A 14,408-nucleotide genomic window follows, 5' to 3' on the forward strand; every position below is an offset into this window, starting at 1 on the left:
AAATGAAAAATAAGAAAAAGCTATAGATAAGTAAGTAATTGTGATCGTTGTAACGATCTTGATGAAAATTAAAATGAGCACTTGGTGTGCTCATTTACTTGAGACTGTTAATCTTTATGATTATAAATAATGTTTAGATAACGTATGATAATGGATGATTGCAACTTATTGAAATTTCCTCATAAAATCTATTAACACTTTCTTCAAAAATATCTTTTGATAGTAAAGGATTGATATTTTTTTGTTGTATATCGAATGCGAATAATTTTTTATTATATATGGAAATTATTTTTTTCGTCAGTGAGATGATGTCGTATTCAAACTTATCTTCTGAAGAGAAATAAGTTGATGCTTCCACACAGCTTAAGTTAGGAACTATCGTATAGATCCCATTTAATGCTGCCTCTAAAGGAGTAATACCCAGTGTTTCGTAGCGTGATGTGCATACAAAAATAGCCTTTTTCTTTACTGCATTAAAAACACTAAATAGTTCTTTATGTGGTAGTTTATGTGAAATTAAAAAATATTTTCTATATTCTATGGGGATCATGGAGTAGAGCATATCTCTTCTGAAAGTATATTTTTCTTCATCACCTAAAATTAATGTTCTTGTTGGAATGCCTTTTTTTAATAAGCTAACGGATGAGTTAATTAATAATTCTATATTTTTAAAATAATCTAGCCTGGCAACAGCAGTGAATAATAAAAATTCGTTCTTATCCATTTTTAGGAAATGACTTATGTCAGGATTTAATGATTTTAATTCGTAATTTTCGTGGAGAAACATGGGGGGGTTAATTTGTTTTATTTTTTCTCGGTGAACTCTTTTGCTTATTAAGTAATCCCCTTGTAGTTTTGAATGTTGTATAACATAATATCCTTTATCAATTAAGGTATTAATACCTATGGATTGTTGTTTATAGAGATGAAGAGCTTTATCTTTATTTTCAAATGATTGACAAGCTTCCTCTTGTGAATAGTGTCTCTGAAAATCTTCAACAAAAGGTCCATGATGTGTTACACCACATGGAAAGTTTGATGGATGATAACAGAGAAGCGTATCGGTTTGATAATAAGCAAAAATATTGGATTCTTGCTGATTGTTTATAGAAAGAAAGAGTAAACCTTTAGTTAAGGTTTGCTTGATATCCTCTGAATTCATCGAGAAATTGAAGAAAATTTTTATATATTTTATTCCATCTATCTTTGATTGTTCAATTTTGGGCGCTAATAGAGATTCGTCTCTTTTATAGAGAATAAATCCAGCAAAAATTTGTTGCTTAATAAAATAGTCAACCATTTTTAATGTAAATGATGTGGCACCTACCTTAAATCCATCTGTATAGTGATTTGATATATATTTTTCATTAATGACTATCGCTATAATCATCTTTTTATTGCTTGATGATAGATCGTTCATTTTCATTCTCTATTGATATATAGATAGCTTTTAGTATTGAAGTAATGGTAATAAAAAAGGTGAAATTTCCAGTTATGTGGATATACTGGAAGGTATGATAATTAAGTAACTGTTCACTTATTTTCTGAAGATTATGTGTCTGGCGAATCAATGCCTTTAAGATATACTCATATAGCCAGAAAAATTAAATTATATTATATATAAAACGTATATCGTATTTTGCCAGTGACTTATTTTTCAGGGAATGAGTTATTGTTGATTCTTTGTTAACTGATTTCTTTAATCGGCTAAGATAAGAGCTGTTCTCCCGCTTTTCCGCACTAACTTTACCCATTCGGCCATTTCCCACGAACAAAGTATTGTTTCTCGGTTCAGCTTATTAGATTATAGAGGGTTATGTTAAAGCGCTTTTTGCATTGAGGAAAAAAACGATGAGTGAGGCAGATGCCCGCCCGACAAACTTTATTCGTCAGATTATTGACGAAGATCTGGCAACAGGTAAACATACATCCGTACATACCCGTTTCCCACCTGAACCCAACGGTTATCTGCATATCGGCCATGCCAAGTCGATCTGCCTGAATTTCGGCATCGCTCAAGACTATCAGGGACAATGCAACCTACGTTTTGACGATACAAACCCCGTCAAGGAAGATATCGAGTACGTTGAGTCGATTAAAACTGACGTTAAGTGGTTGGGATTCCAGTGGAGTGGGGATATTCGTTACTCTTCTGACTATTTTGATACCCTGTATCAATACGCCATTGAATTAATTAATAAAGGTCTGGCGTATGTGGATGAACTCTGTCCCGAAGAGATCCGTGAATATCGCGGTACTTTAAAAGAACCGGGCAAAAACAGCCCATATCGTGATCGCAGCGTAGAAGAAAACCTGGCCCTGTTTGAAAAAATGCGTGTCGGTGAATTTGCTGAAGGTAAAGCGTGTTTGCGTGCCAAAATTGATATGGCATCCCCGTTTATTGTTATGCGTGATCCGGTAATCTACCGTATCAAATTTGCAGAGCATCACCAGTCAGGGAATAAATGGTGCATCTATCCGATGTATGATTTCACGCACTGCATTTCCGATGCGCTGGAAGGGATCACCCATTCCATCTGTACACTGGAATTCCAGGATAACCGCCGTTTGTACGATTGGGTATTGGATAACATTACGATTGATTGCCATCCACGTCAGTACGAGTTTTCTCGCCTGAATCTGGAATATACGGTGATGTCCAAGCGTAAGCTTAACCAGTTGGTGACAGAAAAAATCGTTGATGGTTGGGATGACCCACGTATGCCGACTATCTCTGGATTACGTCGTCGGGGTTATACTGCCGCTGCTATCCGTGAGTTCTGCCGCCGCATTGGTGTGACGAAACAAGATAACAACGTTGAAATGGCGGCATTGGAATCCTGCATTCGTGATGACCTGAACGAAAATGCACCGCGGGCTATGGCGGTTCTTGATCCGGTGAAATTGGTGATTGAGAATATGCCAGAAGGTGAAGTTATTTTGACGATGCCTAATCACCCGAACAAGCCAGAAATGGGTAGCCGTGAAGTGCCGTTCAGCCGAGAGCTGTACATTGACCGTGCGGATTTTCGCGAAGAAGCAAACCGTCAATATAAGCGTCTGGTGCTGGGCAAAGAAGTGCGCTTGCGCAATGCTTATGTGATTAAAGCAGAACGAATTGAGAAAGACGCGGAAGGCAATATCACGACAATTTATTGCCAGTATGACGAGCAAACTCTGAACAAAGATCCAGCTGATGGTCGCAAGGTTAAGGGCGTCATTCATTGGGTAAGCGCTGCGCACGGTGTACCAGCGGAATTCTATCTGTATGACCGTCTGTTCAGCGTGGCAAACCCGGGGGCAGAAGATGATTTCTTGTCTACTATCAATCCAGAATCGTTGGTGATCCGTAAAGGTTTTGTAGAACCAGGGTTGGCAAATGCATTGCCGGAAACAACCTATCAGTTTGAGCGTGAAGGTTATTTCTGTGCTGATAGCCGCCTGTCAAGTGCTGAACATCTGAGCTTTAACCGCACGGTTGGCTTGCGCGATACTTGGGCAAAAATCTCACAAGAGTAATAATCTCATCCCATGCACAAAAAAGCGTGATTATTTTCACGCTTTTTTGTGCTTGATAACCTCGTAATGAAAATTAACTCCTTCCGCTAAGATTAAAAATTGCCTTATAGTCCCATATTGTATAGGGTTATTGCCTGACCAGATTTGTACACTATTTGCCCAAAAATTTACCCATCGAAAAAATAATAAGTTCGGACGAGGTAATTTATGAAACCCATTAAATTACGTACCTTGGCAGCATTTATCACGGCAGTTGGATTTATAGGCAGCGCTCATACAGAAATGACATCGGCAATGTTGCCGCAAAATCCAATGTCATCACAACAGATCGTGGATTTACTCAGTCAGTTGAAAGTCAATTTCAAAGTCATTGATAATCAAGCTGGTTCACATGGTACAGAGTGTGCCATTCTTGGCGCTGATTCGGCGGCCTGTAATCGGGTCAACATCATCTTGAGCAATGGTGATCAGGCAATCAATTCTTCTGATTGGGCACTCTATTTTCACAGTATTCGCCAAATACTGAAACTGGACAATGATCAATATAAAATCACCCATATTACGGGTGATTTACATAAACTGGAACCGACGAAAAAATTTACGGGTATCAAAGCCAATGAAAAAGTCGTGCTACCGATTATTGGTGAATATTGGCAGATTTACAGTACAGATTTTATGCCGCGTTGGTATGCAACTTCCGGTGATACCACGCCCAAGGTCTTGGTAAGTACCGATACTGAAAACATCAGCAAATTTTTATCTGATCTGGAAGGTGAACAGTGGAAACGGACCACAACGGATAACAATATCCTGATGACGCCTGAAAACCGCTTTGCAAAAAACCAACAGATAGCAACGATCAGTGAAGATAAACTGCGAGGGCAGATTATTCCGACACCGAGAGAACTTTCCATTTACTCCCAAGATGTGGATTTATCCCGTGGAGTGAAATTAGAGTTGGGCGGGTTGAGCGGCGAATCTATTAACGTGATTAGGGAACGTTTCAAAGCCCGTGATATTAGTTTAACGGATAACGGTTACCGAATAGCAACTCAAATCAACGCAAACCAATTTACTAAGCCTTGGCGAATAAAAGGTGCGTATTTATTGGAAATTACCACCAAAGGGACACAAATCATTGCGTTTGATCAATCTGGCGTATTCTATGGTCTACAATCGCTGTTTTCCTTACTTCCCGCCAATGGTATTCCAAAGATTGCGACACTGACGGCAAAAGATGCACCACGGTTTGAATATCGTGGCGTGTTCCTTGATGTTGGGCGAAATTTTCATAGCAAAGAAGCTGTCTTGCGTCTGCTTGATCAAATGTCCCGCCATAAACTGAACAAGTTCCATTTTCATTTGAGTGATGATGAAGGTTGGCGCTTAGAAATCCCTGGTTTACCGGAGTTGACTGAAATCAGCAGTCAACGTTGCCATGATTTGAGTGAGACTCAGTGTTTATTGCCGCAATTGGGATCAGGGCCAGAGAATAACAATATGGGAAGTGGCTATTTTAGCCGTCAGGATTATATTGATATTCTGAACTATGCCAAAGCTCGCCAGATAGAAGTGATCCCAGAAATTGATATACCCGCCCATGCTCGTGCCGCAGTGATGTCGATGGAAGCGCGTTATAAGCGGCTTATGGCGCAGGGCAAAGAGCAGGAAGCCAATGAATATCGTCTGCTTGATCCGACAGATACCTCGAATACAACCTCCGTGCAGTTCTATGATCGTCACAGTTATCTTAACCCGTGTATGAATTCTTCAAAACGGTTTATCGATAAAGTTATTAGCGAAGTTGTTGCCATGCATAAAGAAGCCGGTCTGCCGTTGAACACATGGCATTTTGGTGGGGATGAGGCGAAAAATATTCGTTTAGGAGCGGGATATCAGGATAAAAACGAACCGATTGTGCCAGGTAAGGGCATTATCAACCAGAAAATCGAAGACAAACCATGGGCAAAATCTCAGGCTTGTCAGAAGATGATAGCGCAAGGAGTCATCAAAGATGTTGATGAACTTGCCAGTTATTTTGCCATTGAAGTCAGCAAAATCGTCGATGCCCACGGTATCAGCACCATGCAGGCATGGCAGGATGGCCTGAAACATGCCAAATCGGCAAAAGATTTCGCCACTAAACATGTTGCGGTGAACTTCTGGGATACCCAGTATTGGGGAGGTTATGATTCTGTCAATGACTGGGCGAATAAGGGCTATCGGGTTGTTGTTTCCAGCCCTGATTATGTCTACCTGGATATGCCATATGAAGTCCATCCGAAAGAACGGGGCTACTATTGGGCAACTCGCTTTAATGATGAGGCAAAAATTTTCAGCTTTGCCCCGAACAATATGCCACAAAATGCTGAAACCTCGCTGGATCGTGATGGTAATCACTTTAATACTCATAGTAATAAACGCTGGCCGGGGGCTTATGGTATGTCGGGGCAATCATGGAGTGAAACCGTGCGTACCGATGAGCAAATGGAATATATGATCTATCCACGCTTACTGCCGCTGGCAGAACGGGCATGGCACCGAGCAGAGTGGGAACAAAATTATCAGCAGGGCAGGGAGTACAAAGGTGGAATCACGCATTATGTTGATACGACTCTCCTGCAACAAGATTGGGAACGCTTTGCCAATCTGATGGGGCAGCGTGAGCTAGCTAAGCTGGATAACGCCCAAATTTCGTATCGTTTGCCAGTACCGGGTGGCAGAATTGTTTCTGGAATACTGGAAGCTAATATCGCATTACCGGGAGTGGTTATCCAATACTCATTGGATAATGGAAAAACATGGCAGGATTACAATGACAGACAACGACCCCATGTCCGCGGCAATGTGAAAATTCGCTCTGTCAGTGCTGATGGAAAACGTTTTAGCCGCATAGATGAAGTTAAATTCTAACAATTGCGTTTGAAGCATGAGGGCAATAAATTGATAAAGCAACTTGCCGATTATCTTGAGAACTCATCGGCAGGTTGCTTATCAGATGAACAACTTATTTAGATGAACAAATAGCAAAAGCGGATTATTTCAATCACTTCATTATTGGCGCTTAGTTATCGTGCTTTCTCATCATGAAATGCGCTATCTTCACGGCAATCACCATCAGCACAGTGACCATATAAATAAAGACTGTGGTTTGAGAGCTTAATCCCATAGCGTTCAGCGATGTTTTTCTGACGCTCTTCAATGAACTCATCATTAAATTCAATGACCTTACCGCAGTCGAGACAAATCAGATGGTCATGGTGATGTTGCTGAGTAAGTTCAAAAACCGATTTACCGCCTTCAAAATTGTGGCGTGTGACAATGCCGGCATCATCGAACTGGTTCAACACGCGATAGACAGTGGCGAGGCCAATCTCTTCACCGATATCAATCAGTTTTTTGTAGAGATCCTCCGCACTGACATGATGGCATTCTGGGTCCTGTAGCACTTCCAGAATTTTCAGGCGTGGAAGTGTTACTTTAAGTCCAGCATTTTTCAATGCTTTATTGTTGTCGGTCATGCGGATTCAGTCCTGTAACTTGAGTTAAGTGAACTTGTGATACTTGGGGTATCGTGAGGGAATCATGATTCTGTTTCACGTTGCTGATTATAGGCATGGATATTAAAAATGAAAACCATGCCTATTTAGATATCATGACACATTATGCAAGAATAATCCTGCCTGAAAGGGCTTTTCTCTTCTTATTAAGCGTCTAGAATCTCTGACAGGCTCATTTCAACCTTGATCTGTTGCACCCAGGCTTCAACGCGCTCATCCGTCAATTCTGGTTGACGATCTTCATCAATGGCCAGGCCAATAAAGTGGTTATCGTCGGCCATGCCCTTAGAGGCTTCGAAATGATATCCTTCGGTTGGCCAGTGACCTACAATAATGGCGCCACGAGGTTCAATAATATCACGAATGGTGCCCATAGCATCACAGAAGTACTCTGCATAATCTTCCTGATCACCACAGCCGAACAAAGCAACCAGTTTTCCTTCGAAGTTGATTTCTTCCAGTGTTGGGAAGAAATCATCCCAGTCACACTGAGCTTCACCGTAATACCAGGTTGGGATGCCAAGCAGCAGGATATCGAAGGCTTCAATATCTTCTTTGCTGCTTTTGGCAATATCGTGGACTTCAGCAACATCAGCACCGCCCAATTTTTCTTGGATCATTTTGGCGATGTTCTCTGTGTTGCCTGTATCGCTGCCGAAGAATATACCTATTATTGCCATAAAATGGGTTAACCTCTTGTTTTATTTGTGTATTAAATCTATACACATCACGCTGAAATCAGCTAGAAAAATGTCAGTTTTAGTAACATGAAAAGCGTTATTCTGACCAAACATCCATGACAAATCTGTCAGATTTGTGTGGTGACACCGCTTCATTGTGTTTAATAAAAGCCGTTAATCGGCAAGGTGATTTTTTTCTGTCAGTTGGGCTAATAACATTTGTTCAATCAATTCACTGCGGCTAATGTTGCGCTGTTTTGCCAGATGGTTTAGTGCATCGACGGCATCTTCATTAAGTTTGAGTTCCACTCGACGCAATCCTTTGACTTTATCTCGTCGCAACTGGTTGCGTTTATTGATCCTGAGCTGTTCATCCCTGGACAGCGGATTTGTTTTAGGTCGCCCAGGCCTGCGTTCATCTGCGAACAAATCCAGTGTGGTGCGATCAGTTTGTTCTTTTGCCATAAATTCAATTGATAATGGGCGTGTACCAATAATATAGCGGGCAATAATACCTTAGCTGGACGCGTGTCGCTACTAGTTTCCCTTCCCGCCTTTTGTCGGTGGGAGTACCCTTTTGAGGTAATTTTTCTGTATACAATGTCAGTGATGATATTTTTGTCGATACTCCTGACCAGAATGATATCGGGCTGCTGTTCGTGGATGAGATAAGTTTCTTTTTTAGTCATCACTTCGTTTGTTGATGCCAAAGCTGTGCATATAAGCCATTTTGTTGTACCAGAACATCATGTGAACCTGATTCAGCGATTTTCCCCAAATCTAAAACGAAAATCTTATCAGCATGGCGGATAGTATTGAGCCGATGAGCAATGCTGATCACGGTTCGGTTTCGGCATATCTCTGCCATATTACTCATGATGGCAGCTTCGGATTCATAATCCAGTGCGGAAGTGGCTTCATCAAGGATCAAGATCTTGGGATCATTCAGCAATGCCCTTGCCAATGCGATACGCTGCCGTTGTCCGCCAGAAAGGTTGCCCCCTTTTTCGCCAACAGGATGGGCAAATTTATGTGGAAATGCATTGATGAAATCAACCGCGCCCGCTAAGGTTGCCGCCCGATAGACTTCCTCATCACTGGCATGAGGCTTACACAGGCGGATATTGTCCGCAATGCTGCCGGAAAACAGAATGCTCTCCTGCAAGACCACGCTCATATTACGGCGCAGTGACACTGGGTCGGCAATCGCTAAATCCATTCCATCCACCAAAACCTGACCGTGTTGTGGCACATATAGGCGCTGCAACAATCGGGTCAAGGTACTTTTGCCGGAACCCGATGGCCCCGTAATGCCAATAAATTCTCCGGCCTTAATTTCCAGTGACAAATTTACCAGCACTTCTGGCGTATCTGCATGATAGCGGAAGCGTATATTGCGGAATTCAATCTGGCCTGCCAGTTCGGGAGCCGATGCCAGCCCTTGTTTACTGCTTTCCATCGGTTCATCAAGAATATCACCCACCCGCCGCAGGGCAATCAGGGTATGCTGAAAGTCTTGCCAAACTTGTGCCAATCTTAGGATAGGTTGGGTAACATGCCCCGCCAGCATATTAAAAGCAATTAATTCACCAGGGGACAACTCTCCATCAAGCACGCCTCGGACTCCCCACCACAAAAGCAGGGCGGCAACCACTTTTTGGATCAGCTCAATCCCTTGTCCCGCAGCCAGTCCGCTTTTTTGGGCTGTAAAGCGCTGGATTAATTGCTCGCTTAATACCTTTTGCCATTGGTACAAAAAGCGCTTTTCTGTCGCGGTAGTCTTAATGGTTTCAATTCCCGTGACGGCTTCTGTCAGGAAGCTGGTGGCATTGGCATCGGCTTCATACTCTTTTTCTACCTTGCGCCGAATAATGGGACCGACGGCGATCCATAGCAAAAAATAGAGAACCAGTGAACTGATTACGAGCCATGTCAGCAGGGAGGAGTAATGGAACATCACGCCCAGAAACAGAATAATGAAAATCAGGTCAAGTAACAGCATAAGGGTAGATCCGGTCAAAAACTGGCGGATCTGTGCCATTTCCCTGACTCTGGCGATAATTTGCCCTGTCTGCCGTTGTTTGAAATAAGGCAAGGGCAATCCTACAAGATGACGATACAGTTTGCCGGAGAGTTCAGCATTGATTTGGCTGGCCGTATGCCCAAACACGGTATTGCGCAGGAACCCATATAGAGGCTCTGCTAATGCCAGTGCCAGCATCGCCATGCCTAATATATGCAGGCTGGAAATACTCCGCCCAACCAGCACCTTGTCAATGACATTTTCAAATAGCAAGGGCGCTGCCAGGGCAAAAAGTTGCAACACGATAGCAAACAGGAAAATGTCCCGTAACTGGTTTTTCTGCCTGAAAATAGAGGGATAAAACCAGCTTAGTCCAAATTTAACCTGTTGCCTGGTCAGGGATTTATCTGCTAGCAGCAGCACCTTGTATCCGTTAGATTGGCTGCCCCTCATTTTTTCATCGTGCAAAAATGCACGCACTTCATATTTTTCGGTGGCAGGATCGAACAGCGTAAATGTGTCAGGACGGATTTCTGACAATACCCACCAGCGCTGATCCAATTCAACCAATGCAGGTAAAGGTAATGTGGTGGCGCTATCAGGTGTCAGGCGTTCAAACTTACTGTGTAGCCCAATGGCATCCGCAGCTTCACGTAGTTGTGGATCTGTTAGTGCAAGAGAGTCTAGCCCCAGGGAATGATGTAATTGTCCGACAGAAGCCACTTTATGGAACTGTTTTCCTAAATAGGCGATACAGTCCAGCGCATAATTGTTTGCATTGATATCGCTATTTGCACCGATTGTGTGGTCGGGTTTTTTGTCTGTATCTGAGTTACAGGTGAAGGAAAAAGTATCAGCCATGATTATTTTTCCCTCAACGCTTCAGATTGATATTCCTGGATTGGGCTGAGCAGATAATCAATGACTCTTCGCTGATCTGTTTTGATTTCCGCAACGATAGACATACCCGCCGTGATTTCAACAGGTTTCCCATCTACCATAATGTTGTTCTGTTTGAGGCTAATTTGTGCGGGAAAAACCAGACCTAACCGTTCATCAGTGGTGGAATCCCGCGAAATGCTAAGTAGCTCTCCCTCAATTGTGCCATAGCGAGTATAGGGGAAAGCATCGACTTTGACTGTAACGTGCTGGCCAGCTCGGACAAAACCGACATCTTTGTTCAGGATCTGGATTTCAGCGAGTTGTACATGTTCATCTGGAACAATCACCATCAAATTCTGCGCAGGTTGCAGAACAGCGCCGAGGGTATGGACAGTTAATTGTTGAACTGTGCCAGTGACGGGAGAGCGTACAACCTCAAGTTCTTCCCGCTCTTGCATTTTCGAAATTTCTTGATGCGTTAACGATAACTGTATTTTTGCCTGTTTTCTTTTCTCAAACCATTCCCGCTCTTTTGTTATTTTAGTGCCTTTTAAGCGCTCTTCCAGACTCTTGTATTTAGTCATCAGAATATCGAGTTCCGATTTTTGTTGAGCGATCAACCTTTCTGTTTCCAGAAATTCTTTTTCTTGTTCCAGATATTCTACCTTGCTGATAACCTGCTTCTGGCTCAAAGTCTTTCTGGCCTGTAAACGCTGGTTGATATTTTCGCGCAGATGAGTCAATGAGTGTATATCGCTATTTCGCGCCTTTTGGGAGGTGAGGTTCTCTTCCATTTCTGCGTGGATACTGGTAATGATTGAGTCAAATTCCTGCTTTTCGTGAGCGTAATGCGTCAGAATTCTTTCCTGTTTATCTGCGGATTGCTGCTGGAAAAGCGGCAGGGATTTGGGATCGTGCTTTTCAAGCAGGGCCTGGTAACGAATTTCCTCTTCCACCAGATAATCGCGTTGCTCGCTCAAACGGGCAATATCCTGATTGACACCGAGCGTATTGAGCGTCAGCAGTGGCGCACCTTTTTCAACATGCTGACCATTTTGGACATGAATGGCAAGCAGTCGGCTTTGCTCATATGCCTGAATAATTTGGGAACGACCAGAAGCTATCAGGCGTCCGGTTGCGGTTGCTTGTACATCCAGTTTCCCCATACAAGCCCATAGCAGAGCAACCAGAACGCTAATGCTTAGGGTTATTGCTGTATAACGAGCGAACGGAGAAGGTGGGCGTTGTGACAATGCCAAGTGTGTCGGTAAAAAATCATAATGCGGGTTGGCAGTACGTAACTGTTTGATCCCTCTGCGCAAGATAGCCTTAAACATGGGCAGGCTCCTCCTGTGTTGTTTCCTGTTTTAGTTCTTGTTGTAACTGCCAAAGTTTCCGATAGTGTTTGCCTTGTTGCAGAAGCTGTTCATGGCTACCTTGTTCGATGATTTGGCCCTGGTGTAATACAATGATCCGGTCACATTGGCGTACCGTGGAGAGCCGATGTGCAATGGTAATGACCGTTCGGCCTTGGGCAATCTCAGCCATGTTAGATTGAATGATGGCTTGTGATTCATCATCCAGTGCACTGGTGGCTTCATCAAGGATCAAAATCTTGGGATCTGACAGCAGGGTTCTGGCAATGGCGAGACGCTGTCGCTGCCCGCCTGATAGCGATTGCCCCCCTTCGGCGATCACCGTGTCATACCCCATCGGTAATTTAAGAATAAAATCATGTGCTCCTGCCCGTTTTGCCGCTTCGATGACCGCAAATAACGGGGCGTCAGGGCAAGATTGGGACAAATTCTCATACACCGTTTTGTTAAATAGAAAGTTTTCTTGCAGAACGATGCCAATCTGCTGCCTGATGGATTCAATATTGAAGTTTTGCAAGGGAACGCCATCCAGCGTGATAGTTCCACTTTCTGGGGTATAAAGCCGTAACAGCAAACGTGCAAGGGTGCTTTTTCCAGAACCAGAGGTTCCGACAACGCCTACAGTTTCCCCCGGCCGAATATTCAGAGTGAAATGGTTGATAGTGGGGGAGAGATCAGGTTGATAGCGAAAGACGATGTCAGAGAATGAGATTGCCCCGTGTAAGGCAACCTGTTCATTGCCTGATTGTTGCTCTGTTGGCAGATTCAGCATATCCCCCAGCTTATCAATGGCAATGCGTGAACGGATAAATTGCCCCCAGAGTTGCACCAACTTGGCCAGGGGTTGCTGGGTGTGGCTTACCATCATATTGAAGGCGATCAATTGACCAATGGTCATGTGCAGGGAAAGCACTTCCGAAGCGCCCAACCAGATAATCACCGCACTGGTAACTTTTTGTAGCACCATCACCAGATGACCGGAACGATTGTCCCATTGCTGTGTATCATAACTGGTGCTGACCATCTTTTCAGTCTGACTATCCCAGCGGCGAATAAAGCGGGGTTCAGCGGCGAGGCTTTTTAGTGTCTCGGCACCTGCAACGGTTTCAGTCAGGAAAGAGGTATTCATTGCAGCATGAGTGAACTGTTTTTCCACCGCTTTTTCAATTTTCGGTGTTACCCACCAGGCCAGCAGGGCATAGCAGGGTAGGGTAAGCAGGAAAATCAGGGTCAACATACCGGACAATAGGCTCATGACATAAATAAATACGAACATGAACAAAACGTCGATACACAAGGTGAACATAGAGCCGGTTAAAAACTCTCGAACCGTTTCCAGTTCCCGTACTCGTGTGACAATCGCGCCTACTTGACGGGATTTAAAAAATAGCAATGGCAGGCCAAACAGGTGCTTAACCAGTTTCAGGCCAAGTTTTATATCAATCCGGTTGGCGGTGTGGGCATACTGGTATTCACGTAATCCCCGCAGAATAATTTCAACCAATCCAGCCGCCACCAGCCCAAAAATCAGCACATCCAATGTGGAAAGCGCCTGGTGTACAAGAACCTTGTCCATGATAACTTGCACGACCAAAGGAGAAATAAGTGCCAGGATTTGTAGAACGAAGGAGAACAGGAGGATCTCCGTAAGGTTCTTCTTTTGCCTGACAAATTCAGGAATAAACCAGCGAATATTAAATTGGTTGCTTTTTTGTTTTATTTTTATCCACCTGCCACTCCATAGATTGATAAATTCTTCTTTACCTAATATCTCAGGCGTTTCTTGGTGGGGTTTTTGGATTAGTACTCGTTGCTCATCATATTTTGCCAGAATAAAGGGTTGTCCATCATTGTTAAACAAAATGGCTGGTAGTGATATGTTACCTAACTTCTTATTTCTAGCGTGTTTGTTTTTAATACTAATATTACATTCTTTTTGCAGCTTGTTTAGAGTAGAAATATAATCATCACCATCATTTAAGTTTTTATTTGATGTGGTTACATGATCCCTATTAGATATCATTATTATTAAATTAATTAATGATATTATTGTTTTTTCTATTTCATTCATTAAATTAAATCTATTTTAAATAAAAAATCACATTTTTGATGTAAAGAGATAACCTGAAAAATAATAAGGCATAATATTTATTAAATAATCTTAACAAAATCTCTTGAAAGATATTATCTGCTCTCAAAGAACCCATGAATGTCGGTAATTGGGACAAAATGTAGAGCCTAAACAGGCATTTTACTATTTATATGTTGATCTTAGCCGATAAATAGATATATCTTTATCCAACGTTATCGGTAAACCCTGGTTGGTAACTCATTATCAGTATACCATTTGGATTATAGAACATACTTA

The 14,408-nt window shown here is 42.7% G+C and carries 9 protein-coding genes; 2 read left to right on the top strand and 7 right to left on the bottom strand.

Going from position 1 to position 14,408, the window contains the following annotated elements; translation table 11 throughout:
- Positions 1-133: 133 nt before the first annotated feature.
- The gene (locus Xets_RS27795) at positions 134-1,420 is read right to left on the bottom strand and encodes a glycosyltransferase (RefSeq protein ID WP_187651121.1); all 1,287 of its coding nucleotides are present in this window, start codon (positions 1,418-1,420) and stop codon (positions 134-136) included.
- Positions 1,421-1,851: 431 nt separating this feature from the next.
- On the opposite strand from Xets_RS27795, the gene glnS reads away from it, so the two are divergent.
- Together glnS and Xets_RS27805 are read left to right on the top strand one after the other, a co-directional pair.
- A complete protein-coding gene (gene glnS / locus Xets_RS27800; protein WP_187651120.1) occupies positions 1,852-3,519 on the top strand; it encodes a glutamine--tRNA ligase in 1,668 nt (555 codons plus the stop codon).
- A gap of 207 nt (positions 3,520-3,726) precedes the next feature.
- Positions 3,727-6,432: a beta-N-acetylhexosaminidase gene (locus tag Xets_RS27805; protein ID WP_187651119.1), complete on the top strand. Its 2,706-nt coding sequence runs from the start codon at positions 3,727-3,729 to the stop codon at positions 6,430-6,432.
- A gap of 155 nt (positions 6,433-6,587) precedes the next feature.
- Here Xets_RS27805 and fur read toward each other — a convergent pair whose 3' ends face one another.
- From fur to Xets_RS27835, 6 genes are all read right to left on the bottom strand, one after another.
- On the bottom strand, positions 6,588-7,040 hold the full coding sequence (gene fur / locus Xets_RS27810) for a ferric iron uptake transcriptional regulator (protein WP_099131116.1): 453 nt from the start codon (positions 7,038-7,040) through the stop codon (positions 6,588-6,590).
- Between the two features lie 185 nt (positions 7,041-7,225).
- Complete coding sequence (gene fldA / locus Xets_RS27815) at positions 7,226-7,759, bottom strand: flavodoxin FldA (RefSeq protein WP_099131117.1); 534 nt, start codon at positions 7,757-7,759, stop codon at positions 7,226-7,228.
- A 174-nt stretch (positions 7,760-7,933) separates the two neighbouring features.
- The gene (gene ybfE, locus Xets_RS27820) at positions 7,934-8,224 is read right to left on the bottom strand and encodes a LexA regulated protein (protein WP_074018441.1); all 291 of its coding nucleotides are present in this window, start codon (positions 8,222-8,224) and stop codon (positions 7,934-7,936) included.
- Between the two features lie 223 nt (positions 8,225-8,447).
- Entirely contained in the window at positions 8,448-10,643 is a 2,196-nt protein-coding gene (locus Xets_RS27825; protein WP_099131118.1) for a type I secretion system permease/ATPase, read from the bottom strand.
- Between the two features lie 2 nt (positions 10,644-10,645).
- Positions 10,646-12,001, bottom strand: a complete 1,356-nt coding sequence (locus Xets_RS27830; RefSeq protein WP_187651118.1) for an HlyD family type I secretion periplasmic adaptor subunit — start codon at positions 11,999-12,001, stop codon at positions 10,646-10,648.
- Positions 11,994-14,111, bottom strand: a complete 2,118-nt coding sequence (locus Xets_RS27835; protein ID WP_187651117.1) for a peptidase domain-containing ABC transporter — start codon at positions 14,109-14,111, stop codon at positions 11,994-11,996. The genes Xets_RS27830 and Xets_RS27835 overlap by 8 nt, the downstream gene beginning before the upstream one ends.
- Positions 14,112-14,408 lie beyond the last annotated feature (297 nt).

The organism is Xenorhabdus sp. TS4 (assembly GCF_014467265.1).
GTDB classification, from domain to species: domain Bacteria; phylum Pseudomonadota; class Gammaproteobacteria; order Enterobacterales; family Enterobacteriaceae; genus Xenorhabdus; species Xenorhabdus ehlersii.